We start from the raw sequence: 19,562 nt of genomic DNA on the forward strand, positions 1-19,562 counted from the left end.
GCTCAAAGGCGCTCCGGGCATATCAGGGCCCGGAAGGCAGGAGACCGCACCGCAGATGACGGACCGACCCGCGCAGCGCACCCCCAACCGCCAGCTCGCCGCGCTCATCGCAGAGGCGGGGTTCTCCAACGCGGGTCTGGCTCGTCGCGTCGACCAGCTCGGCCTGGAGCACGGGCTGGACCTGAGATACGACAAGACCTCGGTCACCCGCTGGCTGCGCGGACAGCAGCCGCGCGGGACCACGCCCGCCCTCATCGCCGAGGTGTTCACCCGCCGGCTCGGGCGCCGGCTCACCGCCCAGGACCTCGGCCTGGACGCGTGCGCGCCGGTCTACGCCGGGCTGGAGTTCGCCGCCGGCCCGGAGGAGGCCGTCGACATCGTCAGCGGGCTGTGGCGCAAGGACTCCGGCAGCCACGCCGAACTGCGCAAGATCGCCTTCACCCCGGCCGGGCTGGTCGTGCCCAGCCGGGACTGGCTCATCGGCAAGCCCGACGACCGGGTGGCCCGCGAACCGGCACCCCGGGTGCCCGCCCAGGGCCGCCCCGGCGCGAGCCGGACGCACCCCCAGCCGCCGCGGCCCGGGGTGCCGGTGCCGCCGCGGGTGCGCGGGGCCGGTGAGCGCGGCCCCGGGCAACGGGTCACCGGCGGCGACATCGGCGCGCTCCGCTCGGTCGGCGAGCTGTTCCGCACCCTCGACGACCGGTTCGGCGGCGGCCACGCCCGGCAGGCCCTGGTGCGCTACCTGGAGCACGAGTGCGAGCCGATGCTGCGCGGCAGCTACGACGAGCAGACCGGCCGCCGGCTGTTCGGCGCCGCCGCCGACCTCACCCGGCTCGCGGGCTGGACGTCGTACGACATCGCCGCGCACGGGCTCGCCCAGCGGTACTTCGTGCAGGCCCTGCGGCTCGCGCAGGCCGCCGGCGACCGGGCGTACGGCTCGTTCGTGCTGGTCACCATGAGCCGTCAGGCCGTCTACCTCAGCCACGGCAGGGAGGCCGTGCAGCTGGCGCGCGTCGCCCAGCAGGGCGTCGGCACGGGCGCCCCTCCGGTCGTGCAGGCGCTGCTGCACGCCGCCGAGGCGCGGGCGCACGGCGTGCTGGGCGAGGTACGGGCGTGCACGGCCGCGCTGGTGCGGGCCGAACGCGCCCTGGACGCGGCCCGGCCCGGGGACGAGGTGCCGTACTGGGCCGCGTTCTTCGACGAGGCCCAGCTCGCCGACGAGTTCGGCCACTGCCACCGCGACCTCCAGCAGTTCCGGGCCGCCGCCCAGCACGCCGAGCGCTCGCTCCAGCTCCGCGCCCCCGCGTACGCCCGCAGCCGCCTGTTCTGCCGCGTCGTCCTCGCCACCGCCCGCCTCGCCCTCGGCGAACTCGACCAGGCCTGCGCGCTCGCCGCGGAGGCCGCGGGCCAGGCGGCCGAGATGCGCTCCGCCCGCGCGGTGGAGTACGTGCGGGACTTCGAGCGCCGCCTGGAGCCCTACCGGGACGCGCCCCCGGTGCGCAGCTACCGGGAGAAGGTGGCCGCCCTCGGCTGAGCGGCACCCCGCCCGGGTCTCACGCCGCCCGCGGCAGCGTCGGCGCCGGGTCGGCCCGGTGCGGGGAGGCGGCCGCGCACAGGTCGGAGAGGATCGCCGCCGCCGCCCGGTGGGCGGAGTGCAGGGCGCCCTGGACGGTGCTGGAGTCCCGGTGGTCGCCGCAGACGTACAGCCCGGCCAGCAGCCGTACCGGCCGGCGCAGGTCGTGCGGCGGGCGCATCACCGGGACCGCCTCCGGCGTGTGGTGCACGGCCAGCGTCTCCCAGCGCCGCGTCGAGGTGCCGTACAGCCGGGCGAGGTGGATGCGGACCGCCGTGTCCACACCCTCCGGCGGAGTGCCCAGCACGGTCGAGGAGATCAGCGTCCGGCCGGCCGGCGCCCGGCTCGGGTCCACGTTGCTGAGCACCGCCGTGTGCGCCACCGGCCCGCCCCGGTCGGCGTCCAGCAGCAGCGAGGTCCCGGTCGCGAACGCCGTCCCGGGGTCGTCGGTGGTGTGGTGGACCACGGTCACCGGGTGGAAGTCCGGCACCCTCAGCCCCGGCAGCAGCTCGGCCGCGGCGCGCGCGTCGGTGGCGAGCAGCACCGCCCGGCAGCGCAGCTCGCCGTGGTCCGCGGTGGTCACCGCGGTGGTGGACACCGAGGTGACCCGTACCCCGGTGTGCACGGTGCCCGGCGGGAGCGCCCGGGCCAGCGACTCGGGCAGCGCCTCCGCGCCGCCCTCGGGCACGCACAGCCGCCCGCCGGCGAAGGCGCGCAGCGCCAGGTCGGCGCACCGGCTGGACGTGGTCAGCTCCGGGTCGCACAGCAGCGCGGCCAGCAGCGGGCGCAGGAAGCCCTCGATGGTGCGCGCCGGTACCCCGCGCCGGGCGAGGGCCAGCGCGGCCGGCAGCTCGGGGCGGGCCAGGATGCGCTCGACGGGCGTGGCCGCGATCCGGCCGAGGGCGGCGCCCAGCCGGGCCTGGTCCACCGCGCCGCCGACCGGCGCGCCGGCCCGGCCGGGCGGGGGCTGTGTGCCCCGAGGAGTGGCGGCGAGGGCGCGCACCACGTGGAGTGCGCCCCGTGCGCCCCGCGCGCTCCCTCCGGCCGCCGGCGCGCCCGCGCGCTGGGCCCGGCCGTCGCGGTGCAGCAGGACACCCGGCGCGAAGCGGCGCACGGCGAGGGCGCCGGGGCCCGGGGTCAGCCGCAGTTCGGGGTAGGACGTGGACAGCAACTGCCCGATGCGGTCGAGGCGGAAGCCGTCGACCTTCTCGGTCGACATGCGGCCGCCGACGTGCGGGGCGGCCTCCAGGACCGCGGTCGTCAGTCCTGCGCTGGTCAGCCGGTGAGCCGCCGAGAGGCCGGCGACCCCGGCCCCCACGACGACGACGTCCACCTGGTACGCGGGCTCAAACACGAGGCCCTCCTGTGGTTGCGCGGCCGGTGGAGACGTCATGCCCCCAACTGGCGCCAGGGATACCGGAGTTCGCGTCGAGGGTAGGGGCCGGGTTCGGTCAGGAGCAGTCGCGCATCAACAGAGCACGGTCGCATAGAGGTCGCATACGGTCACTTTCGTTCGCCGGTGTCACCAACCGGCTCACCCCGCCGCACGGATCGCCTCATCGATGCCCGGGAACGCGAACCGGAACCCCGATTCCAGCAGCCGTCGCGGCACCACCCGCTGACTGCCCAGCACATCCCCCGCCATCTCCCCGAGCGCCGCCCTGAGCGCCGGCGCGGGCACCGCGAACACCGCCGGCCGGCGCAGCACCCGGGACATCGCCGCCGTGATCTCCCGGTTCGTCAGCGGCTCCGGCGCCGTCAGGTTGAACGGCCCGGACAGGCCCTCGGTGTCGATGAGGTGCCGGATCGCGGCCACCTCGTCGTGCAGCGCGATGTACGACCAGTACTGCCGCCCGTCACCGAGCCGCCCCCCGAGCCCCGCCCGGAACAGCGGGAACAACCGCCCCCACGCCCCACCGTCCCGGGCCACCACCAGCCCCGTGCGGGGGAACACCGTCCGCACCCCCGCCGCCCGGGCCGGGGCCGCCGCCTCCTCCCACTCCACGCACAGCCGGGACAGGAACCCGTCGCCCGGCGCGCCGTCCTCGTCCACCACCCGGTCGCCGGTATCGCCGTAGAAGCCGATCGCGCTGCCGTTCACGAACACCCGCGGCGGCTCGGGCAGCGCGGCCACCGCCTCCGCGAGCGCGGCCGTGCCCCCGACCCGGCTGTCCCGCAGCAGCCGCTTGTACTCCGGCGTCCAGCGCCGATCGCCCACCCCGGCCCCCGCCAGGTTGACCACCACGTCACAGCCGGCCAGCCCGGCCGGGTCGACCTGCCGCCGCCCGGGGTCCCAGCGGACCTCGTCCGCGCCCCGGGGCGCCCGGCGCACCAGTCGTACCACCTCGTGCCCGTCCGCGGTCAGGGACCGCACCAGGGCGCTGCCGATGAGGCCGGACGCGCCGGCCACCGCGATGCGTGAACGTTCCATGGCCACCAGCATGACCGCACAGCCGCCGGGAAACCCGGTGGGCGCCCCGGCCGGCCCGCCGTAGGGTGATCGTCATGCCTGAGCTGTCCCTGCGCGCCGCCCGCCCCGAAGACGACGCGGAACTCGGCCGCCTCGACCGGGCCGCCTGGTCCCCGCTGCACGAGGTGGTGCCCGCACCCCAGCCGCCCCACCCGCCGTTCTTCGAGCGCCACGACCCGCGGGACCACCTGGTCGCCGAGGCCGGCGGACACCTCCTCGGCTACATCCGCCTCGTCCGCCCCACCCCGCTCGCCTCCAACGCCCACGTCCTGGCGGTCCAGGGCTTCGTCGTCGCCGAGGAGGCGCGGGGACGGGGCGTCGGGCGCGCCCTGATCCGGGCCGCCGTCACCGAGGCCCGCGCCCGCGGCGCCCGCCGCCTCACCCTGCGCGTGCTCGGGCACAACACCCCGGCCCGCCGGCTCTACGAGTCCGAGGGGTTCGCCGTCGAAGGCGTGCTGCCCGGGGAGTTCCACCTGGACGGCGCGTACGTCGACGACGTCCTCATGGGCCGCCGGCTGTGAGCCGCCGCCCTCAGGAGCCGACCAGCCCGCCCGTGCCGACCGGCGCCGTCGCCGTGGCCGCGCGCCGGGCGTCGGCCGCCACCTCGGTCGCCGTCAGCGCGTAGCCCGTCTCGGCGTCGGAGGTGGAGCGGGCGAAGACCACCCCGAACACCCGGCCGCCCGTCGTCAGCAGCGGGCCGCCGGAGTTGCCCGGCCGGACCGTGGACCGGATCGAGTAGACCTCCCGGGTCACCGTGCGGTCGTTGTGGATGTCCTGCCCGGTCGCCCGCACCCGGTTCGCGACCGTCGCCGCCTGGAGGTCCAGCCCCCCGTCCTGCGGATAGCCGGCCACCACCGCCGAGTCGCCGCGCACGGCACCGCCGCCGAACCGCAGCGCCGGCGCGCGCAGCCCCGGCACGTACAGCACCGCCACGTCCCGGTCCGGGTCGAACAGCACCACCCGCGCCCCGTACGACGGCCCGACCCCGCCGACCCGCACGCCCGGACGGCCGATGCCCGCCACCACGTGCGCGTTGGTCATCACCCGCTCCGGCGCGTACACGAACCCGCTGCCCTCCCGGCCCTCGTTGCCCGCCGAGCCCTCGATCTTCACCGAGCTGCGCCGGGCCGCCTCCGTCGCCGCGGGCGTCACACTGTCACCGGAGGGACGGGCCACCCGGGCCGTCGACTCGTTCTCGAACGGGTTGAACACCTGCGGGAAACCCGCCTCGGTCAGCGCGGACGTCGCCCGCGAGAACCACGCCGGCGTCGTGTCGGGCATCGTCCGCTGTACGGCGTCCAGCAGCGCCGAGTCGCGGATCTGCGTCGTCAGCGTCCGCGCCGGGGCCGCGCCCAGCACGCTCGCCGCCACCCAGGCCACGATCAGCACCGCCACCGCGTTCGCCGCCGCGCCCCCGATCCCGTCCGCCACCCGCAGCGGCCCCCGGTCCAGCTCCCCGCGCAGCCGCAGCGCCAGCCGGCCCGCCAGCTCGTGGCCCACCACCGCCGGCACCAGCACCGTCAGCACCGCGGCCACCGTCGCCGTCGTCGTGCCCCGCTCCACCTGGCCCGTCACCCACGGCAGCACCCACACCCCGGCGGCGGCACCGCCCACGAACCCCGCCAGCGAGACACAGCCGGCCACCAGCCCACGCCGGTAGCCGGACACCGCGTACACGACGATCACCAGCGCGAGCAGCAGGTCGAGCAGGTCCACGGAGCCGCCTTTCTCTCGGACCCCTCCGTACGGCCGGGACGGGCCCGCCGGCCGGCCACCCGTACGTCAGCGCACCCGGCGGCGAAACCGGCTCACGTACGTGAGTACCCCTGAAACGCCCCGGACCCGGGCGAAGGTTCCCCCGGACACCGCATCCGGGCCCCGGGCGGTGGTGTCAGTCCTTGAACCGGTCCCACAGGCGCGGGTACCGCTGCGCGAGCACCCGCTCGTCCTCCAGGTCCACCGGCGTGCCCTCCGGCTCGGCGGGCGCCGGGGCGATGCCCAGGTCGGGCGCGACCGTCCCGGTCAGCTGCTCGTACGCCTCGTCCGCCGCGTAGCCCAGCTCCTCGCCGTCGCCGTCGATCCGCTCGTCGAACTCGCCCAGCAGTCCGGCCAGCGCGTCCGGATCGTGCAGGGCGCCCTCGAAGACCTCCCGGCCCTGCCCGATCAGCCAGCACCGGAAGAAGTCGAACGCGTCGTCGCTGCACCCGTCCAGCAGCACCCAGGCGGCGCCCCACAGGTCCCAGCGGTAGGCGCGGTTGTAGCGGGCCTCGAAGTGCCGGGCGAAGTCCAGGACCAGATCGGGCTCGAGCCGGAGCAACCGGTCCAGGAGCAGGTCGGCCTGCTCCTCGGGGTCGCCCCCGGCCGCCTCGCGGGTGGCGTCGATCAGCTCCCAGAACTCCGTCTCGTCCATCACGCCACCAGCATCGGGCCTCGGCCGGTGGGCCGCACGTGGAGTACCGCGGATCGTTACGGCACCGTACGGCCCGCCGATCCGTCCCACGCCCCCACGCACCGCTCCGCGAGGCCACCGGAGCCGACCGGCACCTCCGCCTTCGTCGCACCGCGTCCGCCGGGCTGCCGGGACCGGTATACACCTCCGCCTCCGGCCGCGCCGGTGCCCACGGCGTACGGCAGCCCGCGCATGCCCCGGGGGGACAGCCATCCGTACGACGACCTCGGCGCGCGGGATCGACCGGGCGACCGCCCGGTCTGCTCCGACCAGTGGGCGGGCCGGTCGAAGCCCGGTACGTACGCGCGACGTCGCCGCCGTGGGCCACCCGCGCGCACGGGTACCGGACACCCGCCTCCAGCACGGGCCGTACGACTCCGGCCGCCGCTTCCCGGCGCCCGCCCCGCGCAGGTGGACCACGTCGATCCGCAGGGCGGCACCGTCCGGGCTGTACCGCAGCGGGGCCAGTGACGGCGCCACCGGCTCCCGGAACCCGGCCGGGCAACGGCGCCGCCGCCACCTTCAGCCGAGCCGTGGAGGCCGTGTGCGCCGGCCCCGATTCCCGCAGCGCCGCCGCCACCCTCGGCCGGGCCGTGCAGGCTAAGTGGGCCGGCACGTTCGCCGCGGCACCCCCGGCACCCCGCTCGGGCCCAGCGCCTCGGCCTCGCCACGCGTCGGCCCTCCGGTCCCGTCCGGTGTTCGCCAGGCGGCCTCCGGCGGGGCCCTAGGTGTCCCGTGCCGCGGTCCGCCGTCGCGTGGTGGCGGAGCCCACCGCTCGCCTCGGCTTCGCCACGCGTAGGCCCGGCGGTCCCGTCCGGTGCTCGCCAGTCGGCCACCGCGGGGGCCTATGGTGCCGGAGCCTGCCGGCACACGGACGCGGCGGACCGGGGGGCGCGGTGGGCGCCCCCGGTCCGCCGCGTCGGCGGTGCCCGGTGTCCTACAGCCCGTACTTCTCCCGGGCCTCCTTGACCGCCGTGGCCTTCACCTCGCCGCGCCGGGCCAGCTGGGCCAGGGCCGCGACGACGATCGAGGGGGCGTCGACGCCGAAGTGGCGACGGGCGGCCTCACGGGTGTCCGACAGGCCGAAGCCGTCGGCGCCCAGCGACGAGTAGTCCTGCTCGACCCACTGCGCGATCTGGTCGGGGACCTGGCGCATGTAGTCGGACACGGCCAGCACCGGGCCCTCGGCGCCCTGGAGCGCCTGGCGGACGAACGGCACCCGCTCCTCGCCGCGCAGCAGCGCCGCGTCGGCCTCCAGCGCGTCCCGGCGCAGCTCGGTCCAGGAGGTCGCCGACCACACGTCGGCGGCGACGCCCCAGTCCTCGGCGAGCATCCGCTGCGCCCGCAGGGCCCAGTGGATCGCCGTACCGGAGCCGAGCAGCTGGAGGCGCGGGGCGTCGGCGGGCACGGCCACGCCCGCGGACTCGGCGGTGTTGAAGCGGTACAGGCCCTTGACGATGCCCTCGTCGATGCCGAGGCCCTGCGGCTTGGCGGGCTGCGGCAGCGGCTCGTTGTAGACCGTCAGGTAGTAGAAGACGTTCTGGTCCTCCTCCGGCCGTGCCTCGCCGTACATCCGGCGCAGACCCTCACGGACGATCACCGCGATCTCGTAGGCGAACGCGGGGTCGTAGCTCAGGGCGGCCGGGTTGGTGGCCGCGATGACGGGGGAGTGCCCGTCGGCGTGCTGGAGGCCCTCGCCCGTCAGGGTGGTGCGGCCGGCCGTCGCGCCGACGAGGAAGCCGCGGCCGAGCTGGTCGCCGAGCTGCCACATCTGGTCGGCGGTGCGCTGCCAGCCGAACATCGAGTAGAAGATGTAGAACGGGATCATCGCCTCGCCGTGCGTCGCGTACGCGGTCGACGCGGCGATGAAGTCGGCCATCGAACCGGCCTCGGTGATCCCCTCGTTGAGGATCTGGCCGTTCTGGGCCTCCTTGTAGTACATCAGCTGGTCGCGGTCGACCGGCTCGTACGTCTGGCCCTTGGGGGAGTAGATGCCCAGGGACGGGAACAGCGACTCCATGCCGAACGTGCGCGCCTCGTCGGGGACGATCGGCACCCAGCGCCGGCCCGTCTCCTTGTCGCGGACCAGGTCCTTGACCAGGCGGACGAAGGCCATGGTGGTGGCCACGTTCTGGGTGCCGGAGCCCTTGTCGAAGGAGGCGAAGGCCTTCTCGGCGGGGGCGGGCAGCGGGGCGAGCGCGTGCGTGCGGCGGGCCGGGGCGGGACCGCCGAGGGCCGCCCGGCGCTCCTGGAGGTAGCGGACCTCGGGGGAGTCGGCGCCCGGGTGGCCGTAGGGGACCACGCCGTCGACGAAGTCGCTGTCCTTGATCGGCAGCTCCAGCAGGTCGCGCATCGCCTTGAACTCGTCCACCGAGAGCTTCTTCATCTGGTGGTTGGCGTTCTTCGACGCGAAGCCCTCGCCGAGGGTGTGGCCCTTGACCGTCTGGGCCAGGATCACGGTCGGCGCGCCCTTGTGCTCGACGGCCGCCTTGTACGCGGCGTACACCTTGCGGGACTCGTGACCACCACGCGAGAGGTGGAAACACTCGAGGATCTTGTCGTCGCTCAGCAGCTTCGCCATCTCCGCCAGCGCCGGGTCGGCGCCGAAGAAGTCCTGGCGGATGTAGGCGGCGTCGCGGGTCTGGTACGTCTGGACCTGCGCGTCCGGCACCTGGCGCAGCCGGCGTACCAGCGCGCCGGTGGTGTCCAGCTGGAACAGCTCGTCCCAGGCGGAGCCCCACAGCGTCTTGACGACGTTCCAGCCGGCGCCGCGGAACTGGGCCTCCAGCTCCTGCACGATCTTGAAGTTGGCGCGGACCGGGCCGTCGAGGCGCTGGAGGTTGCAGTTGATGACGAAGGTGAGGTTGTCCAGCTCCTCGCGGGCGGCGAGCGCGAGGGCCGCCGTCGACTCCGGCTCGTCCATCTCGCCGTCGCCGAGGAACGCCCACACGTGCGAGGCGGAGACGTCCTTGATGCCGCGGTTGGTCAGGTAGCGGTTGAACCGCGCCTGGTAGATCGCGGAGAGCGGGCCGAGGCCCATGGACACCGTGGGGAACTCCCACAGCCAGGGCAGCCGGCGCGGGTGCGGGTACGACGGCAGACCGGCGCCGCCGGCCTCCTGGCGGAAGTTGTCCAGGTGATGCTCGTCCAGCCGGCCGTCGAGGAAGGCCCGGGCGTAGATGCCGGGGGAGGCGTGGCCCTGGATGTACAGCTGGTCGCCGGAGCCGTCGCCCTCCTTGCCCTTGAAGAAGTGGTTGAAGCCGGTCTCGTACAGCCAGGCCGCGGAGGCGAAGGTGGCGATGTGGCCGCCGACGCCGTGCTTCGCGCCGCGGGTCACCATGGCGGCCGCGTTCCAGCGGTTCCAGGCGGTGATCCGCGCCTCCATCTCCGGGTCACCGGGCACGGACGGCTCGGCGGCGGTCGGGATGGTGTTGACGTAGTCGGTCTCGAGGAGCTTCGGCAGCGCGACGCCACCCGCCTCGGCGCGCTCCAGCGTGCGGCGCATCAGGTACGCGGCGCGGTGCGGTCCCGCCTCCCGGGCGACGGCGTCCAGGGAGGCCTGCCATTCGGCGGTCTCCTCCGGGTCGCGGTCCGGGAGCTGGTCGAGCGCGCTCGGCTGGATGGCCTGGGGGTCGGTCATGTCGCCGCCTTCCTCGGTCGAAGGGGGTTCCCTCATCGGTAAGGGTTCGGGGTTGCCCTTGGTCTTTGGCAGGACAGGGCAGCGGGCTCCGGTAGGAGTCCGTCGGCGACTGTAACTCCCTGATCGATGATCGATCAAAGGGTTGAGCGCGAAAACCTCTTGATTTGAAGAAAGTCGGCACGCGGTGCCTTCGGTACTGGCACCCGGTGACGCGTTCGACGGGTGTTTTCGCAGGTGAGCGGCGGAATGCTCGGGTGCGTCAGGGGCGCGGGGCGCAGCCCAGGACGTGCGCCTTCACCAGCTCCGCGATCCGCGGGTCCCGGCGCTTGAACGCCTGCACCAGCTCCTCGTGCTCCTCCGCGTACGACTGCTGGACGGTGCCCAGCCAGCGGATGGACAGCGCCGTGAAGACCTCGATGCCCAGCCCCTCCCACGTGTGCAGCAGCACCGAGTTCCGCGCCGCCCGCACCAGTTCGCGGTGGAAGCCGACCGTGTGACGCACCTGTGCCGTGCCGTCGGCCTCCCGGTCGGCCTCGTACAGGGCCAGCACGTGCGGCTCCAGCGCCGAGCAGTCCTCCGCCAGCCGTTCCACGGCCAGCTCCGCCGCGATGGCCTCCAGGCCCGCCCGGACCGGGTAGCTCTCCTCCAGGTCGGCCGCGGTCAGGTTCCGGACCCGGACGCCCTTGTTCGGCGCCGACTCGATCAGGCGCAGCGACTCCAGCTCGCGCAGGGCCTCCCGGACCGGGGTCTGGCTGACCTCCAGCTCGGTGGCGATCCGGCGCTCCACGATGCGCTCGCCCGGCTGCCAGCGCCCGCTGACGATCCCCTCCACGATGTGCTCGCGGATCTGTTCGCGCAGCGAGTGGACGACGGGCGCGGTCATGAGGGCTCCTTCGGGAGGGCTGACGTGTAGACAATACGGCGGGTTCGCTCCGTGGGCAGGGCGCTCGGGGGTGCTTTGGTGCAGGTGAGACGAGGCGCACACGGTGTGGGTGACGCCGCGCCCCGGGAACGCCGGTGCCCCCGCCCGGATCGTCCCGGGCGGGGGCACCAGCGTGTGGCGGCCGGTCGGCGGCTACAGGCCCAGCTCGACCTCGAACTCGCCCGCCTCCAGGATCGCCTTGACCGCCGTCAGGTAACGGGCCGCGTCGGCGCCGTCGACCAGACGGTGGTCGTAGGAGAGGGTCAGGTAGGTCATGTCGCGGACGCCGATGACCGTGCCCTCCTCGGTCTCGATGACGGCCGGACGCTTGACCGTGGCACCGATGCCGAGGATCGCGACCTGGTTCGGCGGCACGATGATCGTGTCGAACAGCGCGCCGCGCGAACCGGTGTTGGAGATGGTGAAGGTCGCGCCGGACAGCTCGTCCGGGGTGATCTTGTTGGCGCGGACCTTGCCCGCCAGCTCCGCCGTGGCCTTCGCGATGCCGGCGATGTTGAGGTCGCCCGCGTGCTTGATGACCGGGGTCATCAGGCCCTTCTCGGAGTCCACCGCGATACCGACGCTCTCGGTGTCGAAGTAGGTGATCGTGCCCTCGGCCTCGTTGATCCGGGCGTTGATGACCGGGTGGGCCTTCAGCGCCTGGGCCGCCGCCTTGACGAAGAACGGCATCGGGGAGAGCTTGACGCCCTCGCGCGCGGCGAAGGAGTCCTTGGCCAGGGCGCGCAGGCGCATCAGGCGCGTGACGTCGACCTCGACGACCGACGACAGCTGGGCCTGCTCGTGCAGCGCCTTGACCATGTTGTCGCCGATGACCTTGCGGATGCGGGGCATCTTGACGGTCTGGCCGCGCAGCGGGGAGGCCTCCAGGGAGGGGGCCTTCTTCGCGGCGGGCGCGGCGGCGGCCGGGGCCGGGGCCGGGGCGGCCTTCGCGGCCTCGGCGGCGGCGATGACGTCCTGCTTGCGGATACGACCGCCGACGCCGGTGCCCTTGACGCCGGACAGGTCGACGTTGTTCTCCGCGGCGAGCTTGCGCACCAGCGGGGTCACGTACGCGCCCTCGTCGCTCGCCTGGGCGGCGGGCGCCGGGGCGGCCGGAGCGGTGGCCGGGGCCGGCGCGGGGGCCGGAGCCGGAGCGGGCGCCGGGGCGGACGGGACCGGGTCGGGCGCCGGGGTCGTCGTCTGCTGCGGAGCCGGGGCCGTCGGCGCCTGCGGGGCGGGAGCCGGGGCCGGAGCAGGGGCAGGAGCCGGCGCGGGAGCCGGGGCCGGGGCGGGCGCCGGGGCAGGGGCGGCGGCGGGCTCCGCGGCCGGGGCGGCCGGGGCCGGGGCGGCGGCCGGAGCCGCGCCCGGCGCGCCGATGACGGCGAGCTTGGCGCCGACCTCGGCGGTCTCGTCCTCGTTCACCACGATCTCGAGCAGCACGCCGGAGGCGGGCGCCGGGATCTCGGTGTCGACCTTGTCCGTGGAGACCTCGAGCAGCGGCTCGTCGGCCTCGACGGAGTCACCGACCGACTTCAGCCAGCGGGTGACGGTGCCCTCGGTGACGGACTCACCGAGGGCGGGCAGGACCACGTCGGTGCCCTCGGCGGAGGAACCACCGGTGGCGGCCTCGGCCGTCGGGGCCGGGGCGGGGGCGTCCTGCTCCGTGGAGGGAGCGGCCTGGGCCGCGGGGACGGCGGCCTCGGCCTGCGCCGGCTCGGGCTCGGCGGCCGGCTCGGGCTCGGCGGCGGGGGCCGGGGCGGCGGCGGGCGCGCCCGAGCCGTCGTCGATCACGGCCAGCTCGGCGCCGACCTCGACGGTCTCGTCCTCGGCGACCTTGATGGAGGCCAGCACGCCGGCGGCGGGCGAGGGGATCTCGGTGTCGACCTTGTCGGTCGACACCTCGAGCAGCGGCTCGTCGGCCTCGACGCGCTCTCCCTCGGCCTTCAGCCAGCGGGTGACAGTGCCCTCGGTGACGCTCTCACCGAGCGCCGGAAGGGTTACGGAAACCGCCATGGTTTCGGTTGCTCCTAACGAATTGCGGAAGTCTGTGTCGTCGCGCCCGTGACCGAAGGCTCAGTCGTGGGAGTGCAGCGGCTTGCCGGCCAGCGCCAGGTGCGCCTCGCCCATCGCCTCGTTCTGCGTCGGGTGGGCGTGGATGAGCTGGGCGACCTCGGCCGGCAGCGCCTCCCAGTTGTAGATCAGCTGGGCCTCGCCCACCTGCTCACCCATGCGGTCGCCGACCATGTGGACGCCGACCACGGCACCGTCCTTCACCTGGACGAGCTTGATCTCGCCCGAGGTGTTCAGGATCTTGCTCTTGCCGTTGCCCGCCAGGTTGTACTTCAGAGCGACGACCTTGTCCGCGCCGTAGATCTCCTTGGCCTTGGCCTCGGTGATACCCACGGAGGCGACCTCCGGGTGGCAGTACGTCACCCGCGGCACGCCGTCGTAGTCGATCGGGACGGTCTTGAGACCGGCCAGACGCTCCGCCACCAGGATGCCCTCGGCGAAGCCGACGTGCGCGAGCTGGAGCGTCGGGACCAGGTCACCGACGGCGGAGATGGTCGGGACGTTGGTCCGCATGTACTCGTCGACGAGGACGTAACCGCGGTCCATGGCGACCCCGGCCTCCTCGTAGCCCAGGTTCTGGGAGACCGGGCCGCGGCCGACGGCGACGAGGAGGACCTCGGCCTCGAACTCCTTGCCGTCCGCCAGGGTGACCTTCACGCCGTCCTGGGTGTACTCGGACTTCTCGAAGAAGGTGCCCAGGTTGAACTTGATGCCGCGCTTGCGGAAGGCGCGCTCCAGCAGCTTCGAGGAGTTCTCGTCCTCGACCGGCACGAGGTGCTTCAGGCCCTCGATGACGGTGACGTCCGCGCCGAAGGACTTCCACGCCGAGGCGAACTCGACGCCGATGACGCCGCCGCCCAGGATGATCGCGGACTTGGGCACGCGGTCCAGGACGAGGGCGTGGTCGGAGGAGATGACCCGGTCGCCGTCGATCTCCAGGCCCGGCAGCGACTTCGGCACGGAGCCGGTCGCCAGCAGGACGTGGCGGCCCTGGACCCGCCGGCCGTCGACGTCGACGGAGGTGGGGGAGGACAGTCGGCCCTCGCCCTCGATGTACGTCACCTTGCGGGACGCGATCAGACCCTGGAGGCCCTTGTACAGACCGGCGACGACACCGTCCTTGTACTTGTGGACGGCCGGGACGTCGATGCCCTCGAAGGTGGCCTTGACACCGAACTGCTCGCTCTCGCGGGCCTGGTCGGCGATCTCGCCCGCGTGCAGCAGGGCCTTGGTGGGGATGCAGCCCCGGTGCAGGCAGGTGCCGCCGACCTTGTCCTTCTCGATCAGAGCGACGTCCAGGCCCAGCTGCGCCCCGCGCAGGGCCGCGGCGTAACCACCGCTGCCACCGCCGAGGATCACTAGGTCGAAAACGGTGCTGGCGTCGTTCGCCACGTCACGTCCTCCATGCATGTGTGCCGCGCGCCGGGCACCCTGTCCATCGGTGAGGTGACCGGCCGGTCGGCTGGTGTCCGGCCGCTTGATGCTTCGGCCCTTCGGTGGGGGCCCTGTCCTGCCGGGCTCCATCTTTGCACTTGTTCGAGGCGGACGAGACGCCGGGCCGCGGTGTGACGCACCGCACGCCCCGGCGGAGGCGCGGGCACGCCGAAGGGGCGCGGGGAACAGTACGGACGGCTCCCCGCGCCCCGGGTGCCCGGCGGATCACGCCGGGCGGCCGGGCGGGGATCAGCCCAGCTCGCCCGCGGCCGTCAGCTCGGCCAGCCGCACCAGCGTCCGCACGGCCGTACCCGTACCGCCCTTGGGCGTGTAGCCGAACGGCCCGCCCTCGTTGAACGCGGGACCGGCGATGTCCAGGTGCGCCCAGGCGATGCCCTCGCCCACGAACTCGCGCAGGAACAGGCCGGCCACCAGCCCGCCGCCCCAGCGCTCGCCCATGTTCGCGATGTCGGCCACGGGCGAGTCCATGCCCTTGCGCAGGTGCTCCGGCAGCGGCATCGGCCAGGCCGGCTCGCCGACCTCCTCGGCCGCCTCGTGCACGGCGGAGCGGAACGCCTCGTCGTTGGCCATGACACCGAACGTCCGGCTGCCGAGCGCCAGCATCATGGCGCCGGTCAGCGTGGCGACGTCCACGATCGCGTCCGGGTTCTCCTGCGAGGCCGCCCACAGCGCGTCGGCGAGGACGAGACGGCCCTCGGCGTCGGTGTTGAGGACCTCGACGGTCTTGCCGCTGAACATGCGCAGCACGTCGCCCGGGCGGACGGCGGAACCCGAGGGCATGTTCTCGGCCAGCGCCAGCCAGCCCGTGACGTTGACCGCCAGGCCCAGGCGGGCGGCGGCGACGACCGCGGCGAACACGGCGGCGGCGCCCGCCATGTCGCACTTCATCGTCTCGTTGTGCCCGGCCGGCTTCAGCGAGATGCCGCCCGAGTCGTAGGTGATGCCCTTGCCGACGAAGGCCAGGTGCTTCTCCGCCTCCGGGTGGGTGTACGACAGCTTCACCAGGCGCGGGGTCGCGGCCGAGCCGCCGCCGACGCCGAGGATGCCGCCGTAACCGCCCTTGACCAGGGCCTTCTCGTCGAGCACCTGGATCTTGACGCCGTGCTCCTTGGCCGCGGCCTGCGCGATACCGGCGAAGTCGGCGGGGGTGAGGTCGTTGGGCGGGGTGTTGACGAGGTCGCGGGCCCGGTTCAGCTCCTCGCAGATCGCGACCGCGCGGGCGAGCGCGCCCTTGTGGGCGGCGTCGCGCGGCTTGCCGCCGAGCAGCGTGGCCTCGGCCAGCGGCGCCTTGCCGTTCTTGGCCTTCGGGTCCTCGGTGCCGCCCTTGTAGACGTCGAAGGAGTAGGCGCCGAGCAGCACGCCCTCGCCGATGGCCTCGACGGCGCCGGGGCCGTCGACGGGCAGCGCGAACGCGGCCTTGCGCACCCCGGTGAGTGCCCGGGCGGCCACGCCGGCGGCCCTGCGCAGCGCCTCGGCGTCGTAGCCGGCGTCCTCGGCGTCGGCGTCCCCGGCGGGCTCGGCGCCCAGGCCCACCGCCACCACGAGCGGGGCCCGGAAACCGGCCGGGGAGGGCAGCTTCGTCAGCTCGCCCTCGGCACCCGAGGCGCCGAGGGTCTCCAGGAGGCCGGCCAGCTTTCCGTCGTACGCCTCGTTCACGGCCTCGGCGCCCGGCGCGACGACGGGCCCCTGGGCGCCCTTGGCGACACCGATCACGATCGCGTCGGCCCGCAGGCCGGGCGCCGCGGCGGTGCTGAGAGTCAGAGCAGTCACGGTGGTGAGATCTCGCTTCCGATGTGAAGTTGCGGTGGCCGAAGTGGGGTGGGTCGACCGGGCCCGAGAGCCGACCCTAGGTCCAGGCCTGGGGACAGGTGGCACCGGGGCCTTCAGCCTGTCGGCGAACACCCGGGACGAGACTACGCGCGTACCCGTGCCCGCTCATTCCTTCGAATCTTCACCCACGCGTGGCGACATGGCCACTTCCGGCCTCACGCACACGTGATCTGAGCCACACTCGACAGGCCCCGGCGGGTGACGACCCCCGGTCCGCACGATTGCCACTGATCCGCCCCGGGCTCACCGCGGCGGATCCTCTGGGGGGAGGAACCTGTCATGTCCCACCGCGCGCACCGCCGCAGAGCGGCCGGCGTCACCGTCACGGCCGCGGGTCTGCTCACACTCGGGCTCGCCGCACCGGGCGCCTCGGCCGCGGTCGAGCCACGCGTCGACCTCCGGGTCCTGGTCGTCGACGACGGCGCCGGTCCGGCCGGCGCGATCACCGCCCAGCTACGGAGCGAAGGCGTCCCGTACACCGTGCTCGACCTGGCCGACTCCGGGCGCCCCACGATCACCGGCGCCTTCCTGAGCGACACCGTCGGCGGCCGGCCCCGCGCCAGGTTCCAGGGCGTGGTCCTGCCGAACGAGGCCCCGTTCGGCGCGGACTCCGCCGAACGGACGGCCCTGGAGGCGTACGAGAAGACGTACGGCATCCCGCAGGTCGACGCCTACACCTGGGCCCACCCCGAGGTCGGGCTCGACTACGCCGACCAGAACGGGTACGTCGGCCCCCTGGACGGCCGCACCGCCACCGTCACCGCGGCCGGCCGGACGGGCCCCTTCGGCTACCTGAAGGGCGCGTTCTCCTTCGAGGACAACTCCCCCTCGGCGGACGAGAGCTACGGCTTCGTCGCTCAGCCCCGCACCGGCTTCACCTCTTATGTCGACGCCCCCGTGCCCGGCGGCTCCGGCACCGGCACCCTGCTCGGCGAGTACGCGCACGACGGCCGCCGGGAACTGGTCGTCACCTTCGCCTACAACCAGTACCAGCAGCAGTTCCGGGTGCTGGCCCGCGGCATGGTCGAGTGGCTCACCCAGGGCGTCCACCTCGGCCAGGCCCGCAACTACTTCGCCGTCCACGTCGACGACGTCCTCGCGCCCGACGCCCGCTGGGACACCGCGCGCAACTGCACGCCCGGCGACATCGACTGCGCGGGCGGCGGCGAGGACGACGGGACACCGATCCGGATGACCGCGGCCGACGCGCAGTACGCGGCCCAGTGGGAGCGCAGCCACGGCTTCACCCTGGACCTGGCGTTCAACGCGGGCGCCGGCGAGGAGTGGAGGACCGCGAACGGCGGCACCGACCCGCTGGCCGACCAGCTGCTGAAGGACCGGGCCGCCTACCGCTGGATCAACCACACCTACACCCACCTCTTCCTCGGCTGCGTCCAGGACACCTCGGCCGTGCCCTGGAGCTGCGCGAAGAACGCCGACGGCACGACCAGATGGGTGAGCCGCTCCGACATCTCCGGCGAGATCTCCGACAACGCCGACTGGGCCCTCCTGCACGGCCTCTCCCTCGACCGGAGCGAGCTGATCACCGGTGAGCACTCCGGCCTGAAGACCCTGCCGCAGCAGCCCCAGGACAACCCCGGCCTGGGGCCCGCGCTGGCCGCCACCGGGGTGAAGTGGACCGCCTCCGACAACTCCCGCGAGTCCGCCCAAAGGGCCGTGGGCAGCAGCGCGCTCACCGTGCCCCGCTACCCGATGAACGTCTACTACAACGCCGGCACCAAGGCCGAGATGGCCGACGAGTACAACTGGATCTACACCGCCAAGGCCGACGGCGGCAGCGGCGTCTGCACGGACAACCCGACCTCCACCTGCCTGTCCGAGCCGCTGGACACCGCCACCGGCTTCACCGACCACATCGTGCCGGCCGAGGCGCACACCGACCTCGGCCACGTGCTGAGCAACGACCCCCGCCCGCACTACGCCCACCAGTCCAACCTGGCCGAGGACCGCGTCCTCTATCCGGTGCTGGACCGCGTCCTCGCCGACTACCAGGCACTCTTCGCCGACAACACCCCCGTCGTGAACCTCCGCCAGAGCGCGATCGGCGCCGAACTCCAGAACCGGGCCAGGTGGCAGACCGCCCTCGACGCCGGGAAGGTCACCGCCTACCGCGTCGGGAACACCGTGACGGTCACCGCCCCGTCGGGGACGAAGGTCCCGGTGACGGCACCCGAGGGCACCAAGCAGCAGTTCGTGCTCTCCTCCAGCGCCTTCGGGACGTCGTACGCGGGCGCGCGCTCGGCGTGGGGGACGCCGGGCGCCCTCCAGACGGCGATCACGTTGAAGCTGCCGTAGGACGGGCCCGGCACGGTCGGTCGTCGCCGGGCGGGTGGGCGGCGGCTACCGGCCGAGGCACGACACGACGAGCGCCGCCGTCGCCGCCGTCTCGGCGAGCGCGCCGAACACGTCCCCCGTCACCCCGCCGAACCGGCGGACGCAGTGGCGCGACAGGGGCTCGGCGGCGGCGACGGCGACGGCCACGGCGAGAGCGGCGCGCACCCCGTCGTACCCGCCGAGGCAGGCCCCCGCCGCGCCGGCCGCCGCCACCACCGAGGCCGCCGCGGCCAGCGCCGCGCCCCCCGGCACCACCGCCGCCACCGCCGCGCCCAGCCCCTCCGGGCGGGCGGCCGGCACCCCGGCGCGCGCGGCCAGGGTGAGCGCGAGGCGGGCCGCGGTCGCCGAGACGACGGCCGCCAGCGCGCCCCGCGCCCAGGAACCGGCGTACAGCTGGGCCAGCGCGGCCACCTGGGCCAGCACCACCAGGACCAGGGTGAGCACCCCGAACGGCCCGATGTCCGACTGCTTCATGATCCTCAGCGCGTCCTCGGCGGGCTTGCCGCTGCCCAGCCCGTCGGCGGTGTCGGCGAGCCCGTCGAGGTGCAGCCCGCGGGTCAGCGCGGCCGGTACGGCGACCGAGGCGACGGCGGCGAGCAGCGGTCCCGCGCCGAGCAGGAGCAGCAGCAGGCCGAGCCCGGCCGCGCAGCCGCCGACGACGAGACCGGCCACCGGGGCGCACAGCATGCCCGCGCGGGCGGCCCCCCGGTCCCACCGGCGTACCCGGACGGGCAGCACGGTGAGGGTGCCGAAGGCGAAACGGAGACCGTCGAGAGGGGAGGACGTGAGCACCGGCGC

At 74.4% G+C, this 19,562-nt stretch carries 13 protein-coding genes; 3 read left to right on the forward strand and 10 right to left on the reverse strand.

Annotated features, from left to right (window positions below):
• Positions 1 to 55 precede the first annotated feature (55 nt).
• The gene (locus ACIQVT_RS07745) at positions 56 to 1,534 is read left to right on the forward strand and encodes a regulator (protein ID WP_403749092.1); all 1,479 of its coding nucleotides are present in this window, start codon (positions 56 to 58) and stop codon (positions 1,532 to 1,534) included.
• A gap of 19 nt (positions 1,535 to 1,553) precedes the next feature.
• On the opposite strand, the gene ACIQVT_RS07750 is transcribed toward ACIQVT_RS07745, so the two are convergent.
• On the reverse strand, positions 1,554 to 2,927 hold the full coding sequence (locus ACIQVT_RS07750; protein WP_403749095.1) for an NAD(P)/FAD-dependent oxidoreductase: 1,374 nt from the start codon (positions 2,925 to 2,927) through the stop codon (positions 1,554 to 1,556).
• A 180-nt stretch (positions 2,928 to 3,107) separates the two neighbouring features.
• Positions 3,108 to 4,004 carry a TIGR01777 family oxidoreductase gene (locus tag ACIQVT_RS07755; RefSeq protein ID WP_403749097.1) on the reverse strand — a complete coding sequence of 299 codons (897 nt, stop codon included), beginning with the start codon at positions 4,002 to 4,004 and terminating at the stop codon, positions 3,108 to 3,110.
• Between the two features lie 74 nt (positions 4,005 to 4,078).
• On the opposite strand from ACIQVT_RS07755, the gene ACIQVT_RS07760 reads away from it, so the two are divergent.
• Positions 4,079 to 4,564 carry a GNAT family N-acetyltransferase gene (locus ACIQVT_RS07760; protein WP_403749100.1) on the forward strand — a complete coding sequence of 162 codons (486 nt, stop codon included), beginning with the start codon at positions 4,079 to 4,081 and terminating at the stop codon, positions 4,562 to 4,564.
• A 10-nt stretch (positions 4,565 to 4,574) separates the two neighbouring features.
• Here ACIQVT_RS07760 and ACIQVT_RS07765 read toward each other — a convergent pair whose 3' ends face one another.
• The 7 genes from ACIQVT_RS07765 to ACIQVT_RS07795 form a co-directional block, all read right to left on the reverse strand.
• The gene (locus ACIQVT_RS07765; protein ID WP_403749102.1) at positions 4,575 to 5,759 is read right to left on the reverse strand and encodes a MarP family serine protease; all 1,185 of its coding nucleotides are present in this window, start codon (positions 5,757 to 5,759) and stop codon (positions 4,575 to 4,577) included.
• Positions 5,760 to 5,934: 175 nt separating this feature from the next.
• The gene (locus ACIQVT_RS07770) at positions 5,935 to 6,453 is read right to left on the reverse strand and encodes a DUF4240 domain-containing protein (protein WP_403749733.1); all 519 of its coding nucleotides are present in this window, start codon (positions 6,451 to 6,453) and stop codon (positions 5,935 to 5,937) included.
• Positions 6,454 to 7,429: 976 nt separating this feature from the next.
• On the reverse strand, positions 7,430 to 10,132 hold the full coding sequence (gene aceE, locus ACIQVT_RS07775) for a pyruvate dehydrogenase (acetyl-transferring), homodimeric type (RefSeq protein ID WP_403749105.1): 2,703 nt from the start codon (positions 10,130 to 10,132) through the stop codon (positions 7,430 to 7,432).
• 259 nt (positions 10,133 to 10,391) lie between these two features.
• A complete protein-coding gene (locus tag ACIQVT_RS07780) occupies positions 10,392 to 11,015 on the reverse strand; it encodes a GntR family transcriptional regulator (protein ID WP_403749107.1) in 624 nt (207 codons plus the stop codon).
• A 192-nt stretch (positions 11,016 to 11,207) separates the two neighbouring features.
• Positions 11,208 to 13,067: a 2-oxoglutarate dehydrogenase, E2 component, dihydrolipoamide succinyltransferase gene (gene sucB, locus ACIQVT_RS07785; protein ID WP_403749109.1), complete on the reverse strand. Its 1,860-nt coding sequence runs from the start codon at positions 13,065 to 13,067 to the stop codon at positions 11,208 to 11,210.
• A 60-nt stretch (positions 13,068 to 13,127) separates the two neighbouring features.
• Positions 13,128 to 14,516, reverse strand: a complete 1,389-nt coding sequence (gene lpdA, locus ACIQVT_RS07790; protein ID WP_403749111.1) for a dihydrolipoyl dehydrogenase — start codon at positions 14,514 to 14,516, stop codon at positions 13,128 to 13,130.
• A gap of 291 nt (positions 14,517 to 14,807) precedes the next feature.
• Positions 14,808 to 16,349 carry a leucyl aminopeptidase gene (locus ACIQVT_RS07795; protein WP_403749114.1) on the reverse strand — a complete coding sequence of 514 codons (1,542 nt, stop codon included), beginning with the start codon at positions 16,347 to 16,349 and terminating at the stop codon, positions 14,808 to 14,810.
• Between the two features lie 339 nt (positions 16,350 to 16,688).
• Here ACIQVT_RS07795 and ACIQVT_RS07800 point away from each other — a divergent pair, with 339 nt between their 5' ends.
• On the forward strand, positions 16,689 to 18,725 hold the full coding sequence (locus ACIQVT_RS07800; protein ID WP_403749118.1) for a hypothetical protein: 2,037 nt from the start codon (positions 16,689 to 16,691) through the stop codon (positions 18,723 to 18,725).
• 45 nt (positions 18,726 to 18,770) lie between these two features.
• On the opposite strand, the gene ACIQVT_RS07805 is transcribed toward ACIQVT_RS07800, so the two are convergent.
• On the reverse strand, positions 18,771 to 19,556 hold the full coding sequence (locus ACIQVT_RS07805) for an adenosylcobinamide-GDP ribazoletransferase (protein WP_403749121.1): 786 nt from the start codon (positions 19,554 to 19,556) through the stop codon (positions 18,771 to 18,773).
• Between the last annotated feature and the right edge of the window lie 6 nt (positions 19,557 to 19,562).

The sequence above is a fragment of the Streptomyces sp. NPDC100445 genome, from assembly GCF_044759735.1.
Lineage (GTDB): Bacteria > Actinomycetota > Actinomycetes > Streptomycetales > Streptomycetaceae > Streptomyces.

Excerpts from the sequence above, each read along its gene's own strand:
- ACIQVT_RS07745 (WP_403749092.1), top strand. The coding sequence starts at position 56 with ATGACGGACCGACCCGCGCAGCGCACCCCCAACCGCCAGCTCGCCGCG.
- ACIQVT_RS07755 (WP_403749097.1), bottom strand. The coding sequence starts at position 4,004 with ATGGAACGTTCACGCATCGCGGTGGCCGGCGCGTCCGGCCTCATCGGC.
- ACIQVT_RS07760 (WP_403749100.1), top strand. The coding sequence starts at position 4,079 with ATGCCTGAGCTGTCCCTGCGCGCCGCCCGCCCCGAAGACGACGCGGAA.
- ACIQVT_RS07770 (WP_403749733.1), bottom strand. The coding sequence starts at position 6,453 with ATGGACGAGACGGAGTTCTGGGAGCTGATCGACGCCACCCGCGAGGCG.
- aceE (WP_403749105.1), bottom strand. The coding sequence starts at position 10,132 with ATGACCGACCCCCAGGCCATCCAGCCGAGCGCGCTCGACCAGCTCCCG.
- ACIQVT_RS07780 (WP_403749107.1), bottom strand. The coding sequence starts at position 11,015 with ATGACCGCGCCCGTCGTCCACTCGCTGCGCGAACAGATCCGCGAGCAC.
- sucB (WP_403749109.1), bottom strand. The coding sequence starts at position 13,067 with ATGGCGGTTTCCGTAACCCTTCCGGCGCTCGGTGAGAGCGTCACCGAG.
- ACIQVT_RS07800 (WP_403749118.1), top strand. The coding sequence starts at position 16,689 with ATGTCCCACCGCGCGCACCGCCGCAGAGCGGCCGGCGTCACCGTCACG.